This is a genomic window from Amycolatopsis decaplanina DSM 44594 (assembly GCF_000342005.1).
Taxonomy (GTDB): Bacteria; Actinomycetota; Actinomycetes; order Mycobacteriales; family Pseudonocardiaceae; genus Amycolatopsis; species Amycolatopsis decaplanina.
Genome location: NZ_AOHO01000047.1, coordinates 140,823 through 158,768, shown reverse-complemented (window position 1 = coordinate 158,768; position 17,946 = coordinate 140,823). Strand labels below are relative to the sequence as shown.

Genomic DNA, 17,946 nt, shown 5'->3' with positions numbered 1-17,946 from the left:
GTCAGGCCCACATTTTCTCGTTCGAGAGCAGCATCCTGAATCCTCCGTGCATGAACTCGATCCATTGCGGATAGGTCGTGTCGTTGACGAGATCCCACGGCACGAAGGACTCACGCGAACGTTCGGTCTCGGCGACACCGCGAAGATGGGCTCTCACCTTTTTCCGCGTCGCGTTCAGGCTTCGGGAAGAGTAGTGGTCGTTGGGTACCCCATACGCCAGCATTTCCAGAGTAGCCGAGGACACGCCCAGCGACGAGTCCATGGGGACGTTCTGCCCCGGAATGGACGAGCGCCTGCTTCCGGAGCCCTGGTGCTTCAGGGCGACATGGTTCGCTTTCAGGTGACGGACGAATTGCGTGAACATGCCGTCGGTGCGCATGTCCTTTTCCTTGACTTTCGCGATGTACTTCCTCGGATGACTGACCTGGAGTTCACCGTAGCCGTCCCAGAAAATGACTCCCTGGTCCGCCGTGTTCATGGAAACGGGCGGCGTCTCCAGGAAGCGCTGGCAGATCAGCAGATCGGCGTTGACGTGGCCCGGGAAGACCGGAGCCACCTTGAGCACCCGCTGGACCTTGCCCCACGCGACCATCGATCCCAGGCCAGGTGCCATCATCTCGAAGTCATGGCTCAGCGCTCGTGCGACGGTTTCCTTGAACCACAGAAATTCCGGAGTGGGCGTCCGACCTTTCACCCGTTTGCCGAACCGCGTACCGGGGGCCGGCTCGAAGCCGCCTCGCCACTCGGGCACGATCGGGTGACAAAGTTCGACCACCACGTCGACGTCGCCGTACGGATCCACTTGAGTGCCCTTCATGAAGGACCCATGCGGGTAGACGTCGAACGCACAGCCAGTGGGCGCCAGCAGCACGTTGATTCGATCCCGCAAGAAGACAAAAGTAGCCATTCTGGCATCGCCGATCGTCATCCGACGATGCTGACACATCACTGACCACCCGGCAATGGGCCCCAAAGCTCTTCAAAATCCTGTACACGCGCAGAATTATTTGGCATCTTCTCGATGCTCCAAAAAGGACGGTCGAGGCCGTGGCAGTGTGCCAGGCGGGGTGAAGGGGACTGCCGGGCCACGGGGCCGCCCCGCCGACAGCCCGCCTTGGTAGGGAGCGAAGCCGGGCAACCCGTCGTCCAGTTCCGGGAATGGTTCCGGTCGGAACCTTTGCCGGTGGCGCGTCGGAGTGACGGATCCTCCGCCGCCTTCTTGATGTTCGGCTTGATGCCGTGTGGTGACAGGAAGCTCCGCCTGGCTCCTGGCCGCGTCGTACCCCTCAATAGAACCATCAGCTCGGCGCCGCACGGTTCTTGGACAGTCGACCACGCCCGTCTGGTGTGGCAAACGGCGAACGCGGTCGGCATGGATCCGGTCCGGCACACGCGCTCATGCCGCGATGAGGTCCGCTCATGCAGACGAGCGCGCGTTGGCAGGGATGGGAGTTCTCGACAACGCCTGTCCCCGTCGTATCCCGGCCAGCCGGCCAGTACGCCTACTTCGGCGCTTGGAAGCCGCCGATCTTCTGCTCGAGCAGCTCGGCCAGCCGCAGCGGGGTGCGGTCCTCGTACATCGGACCGATGAGCTGCACTCCGACCGGCAGGCCCTCGGTGGACCGGCCCGCGGGTATGGCAGTGGCGGGCAGGCCGGGCATGGTGGCCAGGCCGGCCCAGACGAGCTGGTCGAAGTACGGGTACTCGACGCCGTCGATGTCGATGTGCCGTTCCAACGGATTGGGGTTGTGGTCGTGCGGGAACGCGGGAGTGGGCGTGATCGGGCAAACCACGGCGTCGAACTCGGCGAACAGCTGCCGCCAGCCGTGGCGGTGGAGTTCGCGCCGGTTGTTCGCCTCCATCCAGTCGCGGTGGCTGAACACCATGGCGCGCAGCCGTACGGCGTCGAGACTCTGGTCGTCCGCGCTCAGTCCGGCGACGCGGGTCCGCAGCTGCTCGTACGATTCGATGGGAAAACGCGCAACGGAGCCCGAAATCAGCAACTGCATGTAGAGCGTCGCGGCTTCGGTCAGATCGGGCAGCAGCGGACTGTGCCGTCCGACGCGGGCGCCGCCGTCGACGAGCGCGTCGGCCACCCGGTTCACGCCCGCCCGCACGGCGGACCCGGTCGGAATGAGCGGATGCTCGTCGAGGACCAGGACCCGGAAGTCGCTCAGCCGCTCGTGGCGGGCGGACGGCAGTGCCAAACGGTGCGCCACACCGAGCGTCAGCGGGTCCGGTCCGGCCATGACATCGAGCAGGAGCGAGAGGTCGCGGGCGCTGCGCGCCATCGGGCCGACGACGGCGAGGTCGAGTTCGGCGGGCAATGCCGGCTCGGACGGCGGGACCATACCGCGGTTAGCCGCCAGTCCGAGCGTCGGCTTGTGCGCGTAGACGCCGCAGAAATGCGCGGGGGTGCGCAGCGAGCCGGCGATGTCGGAACCAAGGGACAGCGCGCCGAACCCGGACGCCAGGGCCGCCGCCGACCCGCCGGAGGACCCGCCCGGCGTGCGACCGTGATCCCACGGGTTGATGGTGGTGCCGTAGATCTCGTTGAAGCTCTGGATGTCTTGCAACCCCAACGGCACATTGGTCTTGCCGAGCACCACCGCGCCCGCGGCCTTGAGTCGCGACACCTGTACCGCGTCCTCGGCCGGCATATGGTCCCGGTGCGGCGGCATGCCCCAGGTCGTGGGCAGCCCGGCGATGTCGTACGACTCCTTGACCGTCACCGGAATGCCGAGCAGCGGCCGGTCCTCACCACGCGCGCGTGCCTGGTCGGCACGGTGCGCGGCGGCCCGCGCACGGTCGAAGTCCGGCACGCAGATCGCGTTGATCACCTCGTCGTCGCGCTCGATACGGGCGATCGCCTCGTCGGTCAGTTCCGCCGATGTCACCGCACCGGCGCGCAACGCGGCAACGAGTTCTTCGGCTGTCTGAAAGCTCCACTCCATGAATCCGAAGCTATCGGCCCGCCACAGAGGACACGAAATTCCGGTTCGCGCAACGGCGAGGCCGAACGGGCCACCTTCACCGACGAAGTCGCGCACTGGTTCCGCCGCCGAAGGCGGCCCACCGCAGGTCACAGCGCCGGCAGTGGGCCAACTCCACCGCACAGGCCATGAAATGCCGCATCGTGCAACAGGATGGATGTCTCAATTCCCGCCCGCCGGCCGTTGATGTTCCCGACCCCCCATCGGACCCAATGCCACGTAGCTTAAGTTGATGGACAGTGTTTGGTGTGGCGACAGGGATACGTGGAGCGTTGTCCGAGTGGGTCGTGAGTGATGAGGGGCGTTCTAACGACTCTTATCACTCACGACCCCCCGGCCAGGACAACGGCGACATGGAGCTGGTTTTCATATTCAAGTCAAGCTACGTGGCATTGCCATTGAACCTTGCCCGACACATCGTTTGCCGACGGGCAATGTCGTCATGCTTCTCGACGTCCGCTCATGCCGCCGAGCGTTCCAGAGAAACTGCTACGAGCCAGTCGCCAGCACCTTGATCTCTTGGGCGATTTGCGACAATTGCTCTCCGGGCTCGATCGTCAAATCACCGGTCGCGGTCCAGCCATCGTTTCCCCAGTCGGGTTGAAACCTCTGGAGGGTGACCCGCAGCTGCACGTGGCCGTGCTGGTGGGACGCATCGATCTTCAGTTCCCTTTCGAGGGACTCCCAGGTTCGGACCCCATCCCAGCCACGCCAGTCATCCACGTGGCACTGGAAGAATCCCGCGAGATCGGCGAACCCTGTCGCATAGCAGTGCACGACCCGAACCGACGCGGACAAGCCGTGGAGCTGCAGCTCGGCAAGCAAGAACCGTGGCGGACCACCCTCTGCGACATCAGCCGTCAGCTGCAGAAAGTCGTGGTTGGAGCCAATCCGCGTCTTGATCACGGTCGTATCATGGCGTTTCAGCCACTGAGACGACAACCGGAATTACCGTATAGCGCGATCAGGCGCACCCTCACGCCGAATTGCGTGCGTTGCTGGGAGCCGGTGTTCGGCTCGAGGTTGATCCGAACGGATTCTCTCCCTGTCGTCGGCCACCGGATACGTCCCTGTGGTCGCGGTTTCGGGACCGGCGCCCGAACTTCGCGGAGCTGGGCGTGGCGGTGAGGGAGCAGGGCACACTGGGGTCAGGGGGCGACACGATCTTGGGATGGACGCTGCGAGCCGGCTGGGGTGTGGAGAGTCTGTCCGTGTTGCGGTTGGATCGGCGCCATGGTTGCGCTTCCGATCCGTGATCGTACCGGCAACGCGTTGGTCGGCTTTCGTTACGTGGCGGAAAAGGAGCCGGCGTATCCGGTCGAGCAGGTGCCCGCGTCGTTGGTTGTCGTCGCCCACGCGAACGCCGTCCTGATGATGTTCGACAGCCGGCGAAAGCAGTGGGAGCTTCCAGGAGGAATGCGAGAACCAGGTGAGACCACGCGTCAGGCCGCGGTGCGTGAGTTGCGCGAGGAGACTGGCATCCACGTGGCGGGCCTGACCTTCGCCGCGATGGCCGAGTTCGATCTCACGAAGCCGGAGCGACGGGAACTCCTTGCTGTCTATAAGGTTCAACTCCAGATCGTGCCGCGGCTGATCGAGAACGACGAAGCACTGGACTTCCGGTGGTGGCCGCCATCGGAACCGGTGCGCGAAGACATGAGCCCACTGGACGCGGAGATAGCCAGGCGCGTAGTCCACTCGCCGACCACGTGAAGCTCGGAATTCTGCGACTGGGCCAGCGACATCGGCCGGCTACCCGTAAATGGAGGCCGCCCATTCCGGGTGGTCGATGAACGGGTTGCGGTTGTGCTGGAACCGGTCGTAGATGACCTGGTTACGGCGCTGCTCGGTGGCGTCGGGCGGGTCCTGGGTGTTCCAGGTCAGCAGGACCGAGAGCCGGCCGATGTTGGGTTTGGAGCCGTTGTCGACGGCGTCATTGGGTTCGAGGTCAGGGAAACCGTCGGTGCCGTCGTAGCGGACGGCCATGTACAGGATCATGCGGGCCACGTCGCCCTTGACCGCGTCCCGTGGCTCGAACGAGTCGTCATCGGTCAGGCTCCCGGGCGCTTCCTCGACCGGGGAGCCGCCGGTGTCGAAGTCCTTGTTCCCGCGAGCGCTGTTGACGGACGCGTCCTCCGCTCGCAGGTGGTGCAAGTCGGTACCGGGCCCGACGGCGGTGCCGAAGTCACCGTGCGACTTGGCCCAGACATGTTCCCGGTTCCAGTCGTCGACTCCCCCGCCGTTGGCGGTCTTCGCCTGCGAGCGACCGCTGTAGAGCAGCACGACGTTCGCCTTGTTGGCCGGGTCCTCGTCGGTGGCCCTGATCCCGTCCCACACCTGTTCGTACGTCAGTTTGGTGTTGGTGCTGATGATCTTGTGCAACGCCGCCTTGAGTTCGGGCCCGGTCTTGCCCAGTGCGTCCTGGTAGTAGTCGTCACCGGACGCCGTCACCCCGCCGGCGACGATGGACGGTCCCGCCATGGTCGGCGACGCGAACGCGATCCCCGCCGCGGCGCCGATTGCGAGGACGACAGAGATACGGCGGGCTGGCTGCATGGACAGTTCCTCTCCCCAGAGGCGCCGACCCGGATCGTCGTCTGCTCAGCCACAACCCCGGCAACGCACTAGTCGTCTAGTTGGAAAAATACTGTCATGGATGTCAATAGGCAACGCTCCGCGTGGCCGAGTTGAGCGAGCAGATCCGCGAGTGGATCGCGGTCAGAGGTTCTGGCACCTGGCCACGTCATGCCTGGAGACGGACGATCCTTACGACCGGGTCGTGATCCATGGCGGGAGAACGGCGAGTGAAGGTCACTGAGCGACCAACGGTCGCCGATCAGCACCCGGCCACGGCTCGTTCGTGTCCATTTTGGACATGGTATCTCGGAACTCGGGCTCTGACATCAGGACGGATATCGCTTCGAGACCGAAGCGGCGCAACCGGGAGAGCGGCCCACTACGTCCTCGGCGCATGAGATGGATCGCAGTGTGCCTTCTACTGGTTGTGGCGGGATGTGGCGCCGGCGCCGGCAAGGGGCAGGTGAGGCTGGAGTCATTCGAGGGACTCGGCTCGTACACCCGGTTGGCGGATTTGGAGCCTGCGGAACTGGGAACGGCCGACGCCGAGGAGTTCCAGCGAACCTTGGAGCGCGCTCGGCTCAAGAACTTGGACGAGGTCCGTGCGGCTTTGTCGTTCGTCCCTCCTGCCGATCGGCGCGGTTTCGCCTTCGCCGTGCCCGGCTGCGCCGCGGACAGCGCCGTTCTGACCGTCGAGCGCGACACGCTGACAGCGGAGCTCACCGGCGGGGAGAACGTCAACTGTGTTCAGGCGAACTACTTCCTCGCCGTCTTTTCCGTCGACCGCGGCTCGATACCACCGACACCGACGTTGTTGACGATGCCACGCTAGTCCCGCCGTGCTCGACGCACACTCGCTACACCAGAACAAGCCGTCTCGTCCTGACCTTGCTCGAGGTCGGACGGGCCATCACGAGAGTGAATCGTCCATCCGTTACAGCTGGACCAACGCGATGTTACGGACGTAACATGGCAATGTGACTGGTGAACCTCGCGATCAGGGCTGGCTGGTGATCAGCGTGTCCACCGCCGGCGCGCCGGACTCGCTGCGGGTTCAGGTTTGGCGCAAACTCCGCTCCCTCGGCGCGCTCTACCTGCAGCAATCGGTGTGCCTGCTGCCCGCGCGGGCCGAGGTGGTGCGGGAGATACGCCGCCTCATCGACCGGGTCCGCCATCAAGGCGGAACGGCCCGTGCGCTGCCCATGGCGTTCACCGACCCGGCCGAGGAGCAGGCGGTGATCGCCGAACTGAACGAGGCCCGCGACGCCGAGTACGCCGAAGTCCTCGAGCGGCTGCCCGAACTGCGGCGGGAACTCGCGGACGAGCAGGCCCGCGGCAACGCCACCTACGCGGAAGTCGAAGAATCCGAAGCCGACTTGCACCGGTTCCGCAGCTGGATGGACAAGATCACCGCCCGCGACTATTTCGCCGCGCCAGGCGGCAAGGAGGCCCGCGACGCCGTCGAGCAGGCCGCGGTCGAACTCGCCGCCTTCGAGGAAGCCGCCCTGCGCGCCGAAGCCCCCGACCACGCCACGCCCCGGCTCCGCGCGGGGAAACCGCGATGACCGGGTCGTTCTGGTGGGACCTGTTGCTCGGCCTCGTCGGTGCGCTGCTCCTGGCCTGGCTCGCGCTCGTCGTGGCACTCGTCCTCGCCCGGCCGCGTGGCGGGCTGCTCCGGGAAGCGCTGCGACTGCTGCCCGACGTGCTGCGGCTCATCCGCCGTCTGGCCGCGGACAAGACACAGCCCCGTGGCGTCCGGATCAGGCTCGCGCTGCTGCTGGTCTACCTCGCCCTGCCCATCGATCTCGTCCCGGATTTCATCCCCGTTCTGGGCTACGCCGACGACGCCATCATCGTCACCGTCGTCTTGCGTGGCGTCGTCCGCCGCGCCGGGCTCGACGCCGTTCGCGCGGCCTGGCCCGGCACCGACGACGGATTCGACGCGCTGGCCCGCCTGACCGGATTCCCCACCGCCACAGGCTGATCACGCGCACGGCCGCTCTGCTGGGTGTTGCGACCCTGCTGAACCGTCGACTTCCGTGTCCCGGTCGCGTCTCGCGGCCGGGGCACGGTCTTCCGGCGCGGTCCTCGCCGGATCACTCGTCGAGGACGAGCAGCACGTGATCACCGTTCTTTTCGGGCAGCAGCCGGAAACCGCGCTTCTCCAGCACACGGACCGATCCGATGTTGGTCCCGACCGGGTCGGCGTACAACGGCCGTACCGGCATCTCGTCGAGGAACAAGGCCAGCCCTCGCGATCCGACACCTCCTCCCCAGAAATCCCTTCCGTACCAGTAACCCACCCAATGTCTGCCGTCCTGCGGCCAGGCCACCACGTTGCCCGCGACCCGGCCGCCTGCCAGAACGGTGCGCACGGTCACCGCCGGATCACCGAGCACCCGGGTCTCCCAATGCTTCATGAACCGCTCACGATCACGCGGCGGGAACGCCGCGCGGCTGGTGGCCTCCGGGTCTTGCTCCTGCTCGAAGAACACTTCGAGATCGGCCTTCTCGACGGCCCTGAGACGCACCTCGTTCGTCATGGCGGGAGTGTGACAGCGACCACCGACATTTTTCGTCCTCGGCGACGTTCACCGCGGCCGGTGTCCTTAATGTTCGTGGCATGGAACATTCGCCGGGATCGTCCGTGACCCTCGTCCGGGCCTGTCTGCGGGGAGGCGCGGGCGGCAGCCCCACCGCCGTGGTGACGGAGGACGCGCCGCTGACCGACGAGCAACGCCGCGAGGTGCCCGCCGCTTGGGGCGCTTCGCACGCGGTCTTCGTCCGGCGCCCCGAGGAGGGCCTGGTCGACCTGCGGTTCTTCACCTCGACGGGAGAGCTGCCCGCTTGTGGTCACGGCACGATCGCCGCCCTGACCGCCCTCGCCTCACGAGCGGGCACCGAGCGGCGTTTCGAGGCCACGCTCCGGACCGGCAGCCGTGTCTTCGGCGGCTGGTGTGAACCGAATGGGCGGCTGTTCACCTCCGCGTTCGACCCCGGCCCCGTCGAGCACCGCGAGCCGGCCGTCGCCGAGCACGCCCTGCTGTCGGCCGCCTTGGGATTCGAGTCGGAGATGCGAGTCGCCGGGATCGGCCGGGAGCGGGTCTTGGTGCCCGTGCCCGATCGCGCCGCGCTGGCCGTGGTGACGCCGGACATGGACCGCCTGCGTGACGCCTGTGACCGCTTCGGCCTCCTCGGGGCCTACGTGTATACCCGGCCATCGCGGGAGGGAACGCTCGCGGCGCGGATGTTCGCGCCGTCCATCGGCGTCCCGGAGGACATCGCCAACGCCAACAGCACCGCGTGCCTCGCCGCGTTTCTCGGGACCGCGATCAGCGTCGACATGGGTGACGCACTGGGCAGCCCGGCCACCATCACGGCGACGGGCGGCGAAGCCTGGGTCGGCGGCACGTCACTGATCAGCGATCACCTTTGATACCCGACACCGGTCTCCACGAGCACGCTTTTCCGTTCCGCGAAACAGATTTCGCGGAGCCGTAATATCCACGAAAGGATCGGAACCCACGCCGGGAAAGCTCCGTCGGATCGCCAATTCAGATCCCGCGCGGAAGGTGAATCCGATGACCTGTCCAGGCCTGCACGACCAGCAGAACACCCAGCAGCCGACCGTCAAGCCCGGTGTGGCCGTCGGGATCCTGGTCGCGGTGATCGCGCTGGTCGCCTTCTGCATCACCGGTTTCGCCGCTCCCGGGTTCCTGCTCCGCAAAGGCCCCGGGATCTCGTTGCCCGTCCCTTCCTCCAGCCCGACGACGACCTCCGCGCCCACGAGCACCACGGAAAGCCCGAGCAGCACCACGATCAGCCGGCCGAGCCGCCCGAGGATCACCGTCACCAGGCGTCCGGCTCCGCCGCCCGAGAAAGGCGTTCAGGTGATCGAGGACTTCCTCGCCAAGATCGCCGGACGCGACAAGGCCGCGGCGATCGCGACGGCCTGCGAGGCGCAGAAGAGATTCATGGACGACAAGATCGATTCCCTTCTTCCGCTGGGTTCACTCGTTCGGATAACCGATACCAGCGGGACGTCCAAGTTCGTCCTCGCCGACGTCTCCGGAGTCGTCAAAGAACGGTCCGCCAAGGGCACCGTGATCGCGGATCGCACGGAGGACGGTGGCTTCTGCATCACGACGTTCAGCATTCGCGACGCCTGACCATCATGGCCGCTCAGTCGAGACAGAACTCGTTGCCCTCGATGTCCTGCATCACGATGCAGGATTCGTTCTCCTCGTCGGCGAGCAGGACCCGCTGGCGAACCGCACCGAGCGCCATCAGGCGGGTGCATTCGGCCTGGAGAGCGGCGAGGCGCTCTTCACCCACGAGCCCGGTGCCGACCCGCACGCAGAGATGCACCCGGTTCTTGACCACCTTGCTTTCGGGAACGCGCTGGAAGTACAGCCGGGGGCCCACCCCGGTGGGATCACTGCAGACGAAGCCCGCGTCCTGCTTCTCAGGTGGCAGCGTGCGGGTGTAGTCGTCCCAGGTGTCGAACCCCTCCGGCGGCGGCGGTACGACGTAGCCCAGCACCTCGCACCAGAAACGGGCGACACGCTCGGGTTTCGCACAATCGAAAGTGATCTGGACCTGTTTGACCGACACCATCAGACCATCCTATTGACTCGGGGGTGATCCGCCGTCGAGCGGATCAGGCCCGCGGCACGCAGATCGTTCCAGACCTGCGCCGGCACCTCCACGGCGAAGTCCTTCACATCGCGTTGTACCTCCTCGGCGGACCGCATCCCCACCGCGATGCCGGCGACGGCCGGATGCTGGAGCGGGAAGGCCATGGCCGCCTGGGGAAGCGTCACGCCGTGCGCCTCGCACACGTCGGCGATCCTGTTCGTCCGCTCCACGACCTCCGGTGTGGCGGCCTCGTAGTCGAAATGCGCTCCCTCGACCGGCCGCGGCACGGCGAGCAGCCCGGAGTTGAAGACCGACGCCGCGATCACCGAGACACCGCGTTCCTCGCACGCGGGCAGGAACGTGTCGAGCGCGCTGTGATCGAGCAGCGTGTGGCGGCCGGACTGCATGATCACGTCGACATCGGTCTCCGTGACCAAAGTGGTCAGCATGGCCGTGTCGTACATGCCGGCGCCGATCGCGCCGACGGTCCCCTCCGACCGCAGTTCCGCGAGGGCCGGGTAGCCGTCGCGGACCGCGTCGTCGAAGAACTGCTCGGCGTCGTGCAGGTACAGCACGTCGATCCGGTCCAAGCCCATCCGCTCCAGGGAATCCTCGACACTGCGCCGGATCCCGTCGCGGGTGAAGTCGCGTACCCGGCGGTGCGTCGCGGGGACGTGGAAGCCCGCCGGATCCCTTTTCCCGTCCGGGTCCTGCGGGATCAGCAGGCGGCCGACCTTTGTCGACAGGACGAAGGAGTCACGCGGCCGCGAGCGCAGGAACTCGCCGATGCGACGCTCGGAATGTCCGATCCCGTAGTGCGGCGACGTGTCGTAGTACCGGATCCCACCATCCCAGGCCGCGGCCAGCGCACCCGCGGCGGTGTCGTCGTCCAGTGGCGCGAACAATCCGCCGAGCGGCCCGCCGCCGAACCCCAGCCGCGTCACCTCGACATCGGTGCGCCCGAGTCTTCTCGTCTCCATCGCCGGCCCCCTTGATCAGCTCGGCGACCACGGTGCCATATCCGGGCGATTCGCTCCCGCGATTTATTCGCGCTCGTGGATCCGAGAGGGCGTCCTCAATCGCGCACGAGCCAGTCCGCGCACGTCACGACCTCGAACCCGCGGCTCGGGAAGACCGCGTCCACGAAGAAGTCGTGCATCGCCGGGTCACCATCGGCGCAACCGTCGCGCAGCACGGTCACGTGATAGCCGCGGTCCGCCGCGTCGTAGGACGTAGCGGCCACCATCGCGCTGGTCGCGACCCCGGCGATCGCGACGGTGCCGACACCCCGGGCGCGGAGCACCAGATCGAGATCCGTACCGGCGAACGCGCTGGCACGGCGTTTCAGCACGACCACGTCCTCGTCGGCGACCGGCAGATCCATCTCGGTCCCGGCCGAACCCTCGTGGAACGTATCTCCCGCTTCGTGGAACGTCTTGAACAAGGCGTTCTCCGGAGGCAGGTCGGCCCCGTTGCCCCGGAGCGCGAAGTGCACGAACACGACGAGCGCGCCTGCCGCACGCGCGCGCGGCAGGAGGGCTTCGATCGGAGGCAGGACTTGTTTGGCGAAAGGGTAATTGCCCGTGATGCCTCGCTGGAGGTCACCGATGATCAGCGCGGTGGTCATGGCGGGAAGCTACCAACAGCAACCCGAACGTCCGTATACAACCGGCCAAGCGAGTGGCTAGCCTCCGGCGGGTGAGGATCAAGAGTGTGCTGCTCGCCGCACTGGTGACCGCCGGAATCGTGGTTCCCCCTCCCCCGCTCGCGCCTGCCCGCGCCGAGACGGACCCCGCGGCCTGGGTCGCACCGCTCAGCACGCGCGGCCGCTACATCGTCGACGCGGCGGGCGACCGGTTCAAACTGAAGGCCGCCAACTGGCACGGCGCGAGCGGTACGTGGACCGGGTCGGGCGACGTGAACGATCCGGCCGCGCACCACGCCGGTGAGATCGCCTACCAGACGCCGCTCGGGCTGGACCGGGCGGCGATCGACACGATCATCGACGGACTGGCGGAGCTGGGCCTGAACAGTGTCCGGCTTCCTTTCTCCAACGCGATGATCCACGACACCAGGCCGGTCCCCGATCTCCCGGCGAATCCGGAGCTGCGCGGCCTGACCCCGTTGCAGGTCTACGACCGCGTCGTCACGCGGCTGACCGCACGCGGGTTCGCGGTGATCCTCAACAACCACACCACGACCTCCCGCTGGTGCTGTGGTCTCGACGGCAACGAGCGCTGGAACACCGCGCAGACCGAGCAGCGGTGGCAGGACGACTGGCTGTTCATGGCCCGCCGCTACGCCGCGAACAAGCGGGTGGTCGGCGCCGATCTGTACAACGAGGTCCGCCGCAACGTCTTCGACGATCCCAATTGGGGCTGGGGAAACGCCACGGACTGGCAGCGCGCGAGCCAGCGAGTGGCCGATCGCATCCAGACCGAGGCCAATCCCGGCCTGCTGCTCATCGTCGAGGGCATCAACTGGACCGGCCTGCCCGTCGACGGCCTTCCCCACGGGAGGCCCACGCTGGAACCGGCCCGCACGCTGTCGCATACGCTCGTGGACTCCGGAAAACTGGTCTACGCCGCGCATTTCTACGGCTACACCGGTCCGAACCACTCCGGAGCGACCGGCACCGGCGAGACCCACGACCCGCGCTACCGCGACCTGTCACCCCAGGAATTACGCGATGTCCTTCACCGGCAAGCGTTCTTCGTCTCGGCGGAGACCGGCAAGCACTACACCGCGCCGCTCTGGATCAGTGAGTTCGGCGAAGGCCGTCACACCACCGATGCGGCGAGCCGCGCCTGGTTCGAGAACTTCGTCGGCTATCTCGCCGAGACCGACACCGACTTCGCCTACTGGCCCGCGGTCGGCTTCCACGACGGCGACACGGGCAACGGGTGGTCGTTGCTCTCGTGGGACACCGCCGGCAGGCGCGTCGACGTGCTCGACGGCACGGACTGGCGTGGCCCCGCGTGGCGGCGGCTGGTGAGCTCGCCATCCCGCTCCGGCCGGATCCCGGAGACCGAGCGCTGGTCGATGCTCAATCTCGACCACGCCGATTTCCAGGCGTCCCGCGCGGTTCGCGGGATGGCGGACTGGGATCCGGGCGCGCGCAAGGGAGCCTGCCCCGACGGCCAGCGGCTCAGCGGTCTTTCCCACACCGGGAACCGGGGTCTGTGCACCGGCACGCTCGCCGTCCCGACGGGATACGCCGTGGTCCGCGGGGAATCCTATGTGGACACCGACTGGGCGTCCGGCTACACCAAGGTGCAATGCCCGCCCGATCACGCCGCGGTCGGTCACAGCGTCACCGGTTCGGCGTTCTCCGCCCTGTTGTGCGGCCGGTCCGCCACCCCGCTGGGCCGAACCGGCCGGACGGTCTGGTTCGACCGCGGCGACAACCGGCCGCCCGGGACTCCCGGCGGTGACTTCGCGTCGGGCCACTACAAAGGGCAATGCGCACCGGGCGAGTACGTCGCCGGAGTCGCGTACACCGGCCGTATCGGCTCGAATCGCACCCCTGACGCGCTGCTTTGCCGAGCCTGAGCGCGTTCAGGCGACGAAGACGCAGAACGGATGCCCCGCCGGATCCGCGTAGACGCGCAAGGGTTCTTCCGGGTGGTCGCTGCGGTCGTACCTGAGCCGCCCGCCGAGTTCGAGGACACGGGCGTGCTGCTCCTCGAGTTCCTCGACCGAGTCCACGGTCAGGTCCAGGTGCAGTTGCTGGGGCACGGGTTCGGCGTCCGGCCAGCTCGCTTCCGGCAGCCGATCGACCTGCTGGAAGGCGATCTGCGCCCCGCCGTCCGGGTTTCTCAGTACCAGCCAGTCCTTGTCCTCGGCGCCGGAGGAGGATGCTTCGTCGCCGGGGCGGTAGTCCCACACCAGCAGGCGGCGGTAGAACTCCGCCAGGGCACGGGCATCGGTGCAGTCCAGCACCACCTGGCGGAACTTCGGACCCGTCTTCCGCTCAACCAAGCCGATCACCTCCGTCACCCGCGGCCGCACGCCGGTCGAGCACCGCGAGAACCTGTTCACACCAGCGGATGTTCTCTTGTTCGAACGCGATCCCGCGGGCGAGGGTCAGATACGGCCCGACACGGGGCGCGGTCGCGAGGAACTCGGCCTCGGCGGAGTCGCCGAGCATCCGCTCCCGGAGACGTTCGAACCGTTTGAGCTTCGTTTCGGCGATGGCCATCCTGTCCGCGACGGAGCGCCGGATCCCCTCGTCGTCGCCTGCCTCGACCGCCTGGACCTGCACCAGCAGTTCGTCACGGATCGCGGTCGGCTTCGGCGCTCGCGTGGTGAAGCCGGCGAGTTCGGCCGCGCCCGCGTCGGTCAAGGAGAAGAGCCGCTTGTTGGGACGCCGTTGCTGTTCGACGACCCGTGCCGCCACCAGGCCCTGCGATTCCATCTTGTCCAGCTCACGGTAAAGCTGCTGCGGCGTCGCGGTCCAGAAGTTGGCGACCGAGGCGTTGAAGCTCTTCGCCAGGTCGTAGCCCGAGGACTCGCCGTCCAGGAGCGTCGCGAGGATCGCGTTCCGCAGCGCCATGGCGCGATGATAGTCACTGTGCCGATTAGTCGCAAAGTTGATTAGACACTTTGATGGACAGTGGCGTGGTGATCACCTACGCTCGGCGGCGTCTACTCAACAAGTTGACTATGAGGAGATCGCCATGCCCACGTTCCGTGAAGCAGTCGAAGCGAAGGACGCCGCCGCGATCGAGGCGTTGCTCGCCGACGACGTGGTCTTCACCAGCCCGGTGGCGTTCAAGCCCTACCAGGGGAAGGCGATCACCGCGGCGATCCTGCGCGGGGTCCTGCGCGTGTTCGAGGACTTCCGCTACGTCCGCGAGATCCACGACGGCGCGCACCACGTGTACGAGTTCGAAGCGACGGTCGACGGGCTGGAGATCAACGGCTGCGACCTCCTGACCTTCGACACCGACGGCAAGATCACCGACTTCAAGGTGATGGTCCGGCCGTTGCGGGCGGCGGAGGCGCTCGCGGCGCGCATGGGCGCCCAGTTCGAGGCCATCAAGGCGGACGCGGTCGGCTGAGACGTCGGTCCACTCCTCCGTACCTTCTCGAGTCCGTGAAGGCCTCCTTGAGGGACCCAGAGTCCCTCAAGGAGGCCTTCACGGACCGGGCCTGCGATCAACCTCCAGCTCGTGCTGCCGTCGCACCATCTCGGCGATCCACACGGGCGCGAACGGCGACGTGCAGTCCGGCGGGGTCGGATAGTCCTTGAGCACTTCCAGGCGCTCCCCTATGTCGATCGCCCGGGCACGGTGTTCCGCGTGGTCGATCCCGATCTGCGCCAGGCAGTGGTTCATCGCCCACTGCAGGCGATCCGGCGCGGTCTTCATCTCCGCCTCGATGACGTCGAGCAGCCGGGGGAGATCGAGACCCTCGGGCTTCTTCGCCACGCGTTCGGTGGTCAACGCCCAGCCGGCGCTCGCGACCACGGGCTCCGGATCGGCGGACCAGGCCAGGCGCAGCTCCTCGGCGTGCGGATTCTTCTTGACCACGTAGTTCACGAGCCAGTCGTGCACCTTCGGGGTGCGCGCCTCGCGCACCATGCGGTCCAGATCGTCGCGGTCGAACGCCTTCGGACGGCAGATCAGGAGCGCGAGCAGTTTCGCCGCGGTGTCGTCCGTTTCCCAGAGCTCGCGTGCGAGCTCTTGCTGCGTTTTCAGCCGCTTCGCGACCGCACGCAGCTTGCCGAGGTTCACCCCGTGGTCGTCGCCGTGTTTCTCGTTCACCTGACGTGCGCGCGGGTCCTCGAGAGCGGCCAGTTCAGCCATCACCTCGGCCGTCGTCGTCCCGGTCACCTCGGCCTCCCGTCCACTACGTGTGGCGTCCAGCCTACGAGGCACTCCGCGTGCCTGTGACCGGCCTGGCATCGCTCATCCGGCAAGTCGAGCCACGAGGCTGCTACGGTTGACCCGTCGCGGTTCAGACACCAGCCGCCGGGGTCCTTTGTTCTGGGTCCGGCATGTCCACCGGGCAGCAGCCGGCCCCCATACCGGCAAGGAGTCAACTTGACCGACTACCGCGCTCCCGCTTCCGCTCTGCCCCGCTCGACGCGGAGGTTCGTGTCGCCTCTCGACATCTCGATCACCGCCTCCGCCACCGACACCGTGGTCACCGTGTCCGGTGAAATCGACCTCGGTGTCTCCGACGACCTGCGACGGGCACTGGACGAAGAGCTGCGCTTCACACCGGCGGCGCTGATCGCGGACCTGTCCGCGATCAGTTTCTGCGATTCATCCGGTTTCACCGTTCTCGTCCAGATCCGCACGAAGGCCGAAGAGGCAGGCGTCCCGTTCATCATCGTCACCCAGGAACGAGCCCTGCTGCGCCCGATGGCGCTGCTCGGCCTCGACGCGGTCTTCATCGTGCACCCGACCCTCGATTCGGCACGGGACGCGCTCGTGCGCTGACCAGCTGTCATGATGGGCGGTTGTGACGGGCGACAAGGATCCAGGGTTCCGCATCGGCGGGCGTCCACTGGCGGAACGGCTGGCCGAGGTCCTGCCGTCGCTCGCGAAGACGGTGCTCTCCGAGATCGTCTCCCGGATCCCGGAGTACCGCCTGCTGCCCGCCGAGGAACTCAGCGGCGACATCACGCACGTGATCGAGCAAAACCTCCGTTCGTTCATCGACACTCTGCGCACCGGGGCCACGCCGACGCGGGAAGAACTCGACTTCCTGCGTGAATCGGCCGCCCGGCGCGCGGAGGAGGGCATCCCGATCGACATCGTGCTCACCGCGTACCACATCGGCATCCAGGTGGTCTGGGCGTCACTGACACCGGACGCGCGCCCGGACGAGGTCGCCGACGTCCTGGCGGTCAACGCGCTGACCCTGCGTTATCTGGAGGTGGTCACACCCGCGGTCGGCGCGGGGTACCTCGACGAGCGTCAGACGATGTTCGACGACGAACGTTCAGCTCGGCACGCGGTGCTCTCCGCGCTGCTCGACGGTGAACCCGCGGAGGTCGCGGCGGGACAGGCCGGCCTGCGCCTGCCGCCGTGCTACATCGTCCTCGCGGCGTCGGTCGGGGCGCATCCGGACGAGGAGGTCGACGGGGTCGATCCGCTGGTCGCCGGACGCCGGAAACTCCGGCGGCTGCGGGTCGAACTCGAGCGCCAGATCCGGGGCACGGTCCTGACCTCTCTCACACCCGAAGGTGGCATCGCCTTGCTGCCGCACGAAACCGCGGCCGATGAACTGTCCACACGCGACTGGGCGCGGTTGGAGCGGGTCCTCGCCGACGTCGCCCGTACGGCGGGAGCGGAGGTCTTCGCCGCAACCGCCGCGGCCGAACCGTCCGGGGTGCACGTCGCGGCTAGGCTCGCACAGGACGTGCTCGCGGTCGCCACCGCGGCCGGACGGCCGCCCGGGCTGTACCGGCTCGACGACGTCCTGCTCGAATACCAGCTTTCGCGTCCTGGTCCGGCACGCGACCGGCTGGCCATCCGGCTGGCACCGCTGGAGGGCAACGAAGAACTTCTGCAGACGTTGGAAACCTTCCTCCGCCGTGGAGGACGACGGCAGACCGCCGCGGCGCTGCACGTCCACCCCAACACCGTCGACTACCGCCTGCGCCGGGTCGCCGACCTCACCGGCCTGGACCCCACCCGGCTCGAACACATCGCCCTGCTGAACGCGGCTCTTTCGGCCCGCACGGCCACCTGCCGGGAGTGATTGTGACGCGTCATCAAAGACG

The 17,946-nt window shown here is 67.2% G+C and carries 21 protein-coding genes; 10 read left to right on the top strand and 11 right to left on the bottom strand.

The annotated features are described in order from the left end of the window. Position 1: 1 nt before the first annotated feature. From H074_RS12210 to H074_RS12200, 3 genes are all read right to left on the bottom strand, one after another. Entirely contained in the window at positions 2 to 928 is a 927-nt protein-coding gene (locus H074_RS12210) for a hypothetical protein (RefSeq protein WP_152521396.1), read from the bottom strand. Positions 929 to 1,502: 574 nt separating this feature from the next. Continuing rightward, positions 1,503 to 2,954, bottom strand: coding sequence for an amidase (locus H074_RS12205; RefSeq protein WP_007030343.1), 1,452 nt, complete (start codon positions 2,952 to 2,954; stop codon positions 1,503 to 1,505). A 528-nt stretch (positions 2,955 to 3,482) separates the two neighbouring features. Continuing rightward, positions 3,483 to 3,899, bottom strand: coding sequence for a DUF6228 family protein (locus H074_RS12200; RefSeq protein WP_007030342.1), 417 nt, complete (start codon positions 3,897 to 3,899; stop codon positions 3,483 to 3,485). Positions 3,900 to 4,226: 327 nt separating this feature from the next. Between H074_RS12200 and H074_RS12195 the strand changes: the two genes are divergently transcribed. Then, entirely contained in the window at positions 4,227 to 4,706 is a 480-nt protein-coding gene (locus H074_RS12195) for an NUDIX hydrolase (protein WP_007030341.1), read from the top strand. 39 nt (positions 4,707 to 4,745) lie between these two features. Here H074_RS12195 and H074_RS12190 read toward each other — a convergent pair whose 3' ends face one another. Further along, entirely contained in the window at positions 4,746 to 5,549 is an 804-nt protein-coding gene (locus H074_RS12190; RefSeq protein WP_007030340.1) for an endonuclease I family protein, read from the bottom strand. A gap of 484 nt (positions 5,550 to 6,033) precedes the next feature. Between H074_RS12190 and H074_RS12185 the strand changes: the two genes are divergently transcribed. From H074_RS12185 to H074_RS12175, 3 genes are all read left to right on the top strand, one after another. Beyond that, positions 6,034 to 6,402, top strand: a complete 369-nt coding sequence (locus tag H074_RS12185) for a hypothetical protein (RefSeq protein WP_235096735.1) — start codon at positions 6,034 to 6,036, stop codon at positions 6,400 to 6,402. A gap of 145 nt (positions 6,403 to 6,547) precedes the next feature. After that, the gene (locus tag H074_RS12180) at positions 6,548 to 7,135 is read left to right on the top strand and encodes a Chromate resistance protein ChrB (protein ID WP_007030338.1); all 588 of its coding nucleotides are present in this window, start codon (positions 6,548 to 6,550) and stop codon (positions 7,133 to 7,135) included. After that, positions 7,132 to 7,554, top strand: a complete 423-nt coding sequence (locus tag H074_RS12175) for a YkvA family protein (RefSeq protein ID WP_007030337.1) — start codon at positions 7,132 to 7,134, stop codon at positions 7,552 to 7,554. The genes H074_RS12180 and H074_RS12175 overlap by 4 nt, the downstream gene beginning before the upstream one ends. Positions 7,555 to 7,666: 112 nt before the next feature. On the opposite strand, the gene H074_RS12170 is transcribed toward H074_RS12175, so the two are convergent. Continuing rightward, a complete protein-coding gene (locus H074_RS12170) occupies positions 7,667 to 8,113 on the bottom strand; it encodes a GNAT family N-acetyltransferase (RefSeq protein ID WP_007030336.1) in 447 nt (148 codons plus the stop codon). An 80-nt stretch (positions 8,114 to 8,193) separates the two neighbouring features. Here H074_RS12170 and H074_RS12165 point away from each other — a divergent pair, with 80 nt between their 5' ends. After that, on the top strand, positions 8,194 to 9,006 hold the full coding sequence (locus H074_RS12165; RefSeq protein ID WP_007030335.1) for a PhzF family phenazine biosynthesis protein: 813 nt from the start codon (positions 8,194 to 8,196) through the stop codon (positions 9,004 to 9,006). A 145-nt stretch (positions 9,007 to 9,151) separates the two neighbouring features. After that, on the top strand, positions 9,152 to 9,739 hold the full coding sequence (locus H074_RS12160) for a hypothetical protein (RefSeq protein WP_007030334.1): 588 nt from the start codon (positions 9,152 to 9,154) through the stop codon (positions 9,737 to 9,739). Positions 9,740 to 9,752: 13 nt separating this feature from the next. Here the strand turns inward: H074_RS12160 and H074_RS12155 are convergent, their stop codons facing one another. From H074_RS12155 to H074_RS12145, 3 genes are all read right to left on the bottom strand, one after another. Further along, positions 9,753 to 10,187, bottom strand: coding sequence for a VOC family protein (locus H074_RS12155; RefSeq protein ID WP_007030333.1), 435 nt, complete (start codon positions 10,185 to 10,187; stop codon positions 9,753 to 9,755). Further along, entirely contained in the window at positions 10,187 to 11,188 is a 1,002-nt protein-coding gene (locus H074_RS12150; protein WP_007030332.1) for an aldo/keto reductase, read from the bottom strand. Before H074_RS12150 ends, H074_RS12155 begins: the two co-directional genes overlap by 1 nt. Before the next feature lie 95 nt (positions 11,189 to 11,283). Beyond that, positions 11,284 to 11,835, bottom strand: coding sequence for a cysteine hydrolase family protein (locus H074_RS12145; RefSeq protein WP_007030331.1), 552 nt, complete (start codon positions 11,833 to 11,835; stop codon positions 11,284 to 11,286). Positions 11,836 to 11,906: 71 nt separating this feature from the next. On the opposite strand from H074_RS12145, the gene H074_RS12140 reads away from it, so the two are divergent. Beyond that, positions 11,907 to 13,760 carry a glycoside hydrolase family 5 protein gene (locus H074_RS12140; RefSeq protein ID WP_039922240.1) on the top strand — a complete coding sequence of 618 codons (1,854 nt, stop codon included), beginning with the start codon at positions 11,907 to 11,909 and terminating at the stop codon, positions 13,758 to 13,760. Between the two features lie 6 nt (positions 13,761 to 13,766). Here the strand turns inward: H074_RS12140 and H074_RS12135 are convergent, their stop codons facing one another. Together H074_RS12135 and H074_RS12130 are read right to left on the bottom strand one after the other, a co-directional pair. Next, complete coding sequence (locus H074_RS12135) at positions 13,767 to 14,189, bottom strand: VOC family protein (RefSeq protein WP_039922277.1); 423 nt, start codon at positions 14,187 to 14,189, stop codon at positions 13,767 to 13,769. Beyond that, positions 14,182 to 14,763, bottom strand: a complete 582-nt coding sequence (locus H074_RS12130) for a PadR family transcriptional regulator (protein WP_007030328.1) — start codon at positions 14,761 to 14,763, stop codon at positions 14,182 to 14,184. Before H074_RS12130 ends, H074_RS12135 begins: the two co-directional genes overlap by 8 nt. 124 nt (positions 14,764 to 14,887) lie before the next feature. Here H074_RS12130 and H074_RS12125 point away from each other — a divergent pair, with 124 nt between their 5' ends. Next, positions 14,888 to 15,271 (top strand): nuclear transport factor 2 family protein, encoded by a 384-nt coding sequence (locus H074_RS12125; protein WP_007030327.1) that lies wholly within the window; start codon positions 14,888 to 14,890, stop codon positions 15,269 to 15,271. 78 nt (positions 15,272 to 15,349) lie between these two features. On the opposite strand, the gene H074_RS12120 is transcribed toward H074_RS12125, so the two are convergent. Next, positions 15,350 to 16,045 carry a DNA alkylation repair protein gene (locus H074_RS12120; protein WP_007030326.1) on the bottom strand — a complete coding sequence of 232 codons (696 nt, stop codon included), beginning with the start codon at positions 16,043 to 16,045 and terminating at the stop codon, positions 15,350 to 15,352. Between the two features lie 210 nt (positions 16,046 to 16,255). Between H074_RS12120 and H074_RS12115 the strand changes: the two genes are divergently transcribed. Then, positions 16,256 to 16,657: an STAS domain-containing protein gene (locus H074_RS12115; RefSeq protein WP_007030325.1), complete on the top strand. Its 402-nt coding sequence runs from the start codon at positions 16,256 to 16,258 to the stop codon at positions 16,655 to 16,657. Positions 16,658 to 16,679: 22 nt separating this feature from the next. Next, positions 16,680 to 17,924 carry a PucR family transcriptional regulator gene (locus H074_RS12110; protein ID WP_007030324.1) on the top strand — a complete coding sequence of 415 codons (1,245 nt, stop codon included), beginning with the start codon at positions 16,680 to 16,682 and terminating at the stop codon, positions 17,922 to 17,924. The last annotated feature ends 22 nt before the right edge of the window (positions 17,925 to 17,946 follow it).

Excerpts from the sequence above, each read along its gene's own strand:
- H074_RS12210 (WP_152521396.1), bottom strand. The coding sequence starts at position 928 with ATGACGATCGGCGATGCCAGAATGGCTACTTTTGTCTTCTTGCGGGAT.
- H074_RS12205 (WP_007030343.1), bottom strand. The coding sequence starts at position 2,954 with ATGGAGTGGAGCTTTCAGACAGCCGAAGAACTCGTTGCCGCGTTGCGC.
- H074_RS12195 (WP_007030341.1), top strand. The coding sequence starts at position 4,227 with ATGGTTGCGCTTCCGATCCGTGATCGTACCGGCAACGCGTTGGTCGGC.
- H074_RS12190 (WP_007030340.1), bottom strand. The coding sequence starts at position 5,549 with ATGCAGCCAGCCCGCCGTATCTCTGTCGTCCTCGCAATCGGCGCCGCG.
- H074_RS12175 (WP_007030337.1), top strand. The coding sequence starts at position 7,132 with ATGACCGGGTCGTTCTGGTGGGACCTGTTGCTCGGCCTCGTCGGTGCG.
- H074_RS12170 (WP_007030336.1), bottom strand. The coding sequence starts at position 8,113 with ATGACGAACGAGGTGCGTCTCAGGGCCGTCGAGAAGGCCGATCTCGAA.
- H074_RS12165 (WP_007030335.1), top strand. The coding sequence starts at position 8,194 with ATGGAACATTCGCCGGGATCGTCCGTGACCCTCGTCCGGGCCTGTCTG.
- H074_RS12160 (WP_007030334.1), top strand. The coding sequence starts at position 9,152 with ATGACCTGTCCAGGCCTGCACGACCAGCAGAACACCCAGCAGCCGACC.
- H074_RS12155 (WP_007030333.1), bottom strand. The coding sequence starts at position 10,187 with ATGGTGTCGGTCAAACAGGTCCAGATCACTTTCGATTGTGCGAAACCC.
- H074_RS12150 (WP_007030332.1), bottom strand. The coding sequence starts at position 11,188 with ATGGAGACGAGAAGACTCGGGCGCACCGATGTCGAGGTGACGCGGCTG.
- H074_RS12145 (WP_007030331.1), bottom strand. The coding sequence starts at position 11,835 with ATGACCACCGCGCTGATCATCGGTGACCTCCAGCGAGGCATCACGGGC.
- H074_RS12130 (WP_007030328.1), bottom strand. The coding sequence starts at position 14,763 with ATGGCGCTGCGGAACGCGATCCTCGCGACGCTCCTGGACGGCGAGTCC.
- H074_RS12125 (WP_007030327.1), top strand. The coding sequence starts at position 14,888 with ATGCCCACGTTCCGTGAAGCAGTCGAAGCGAAGGACGCCGCCGCGATC.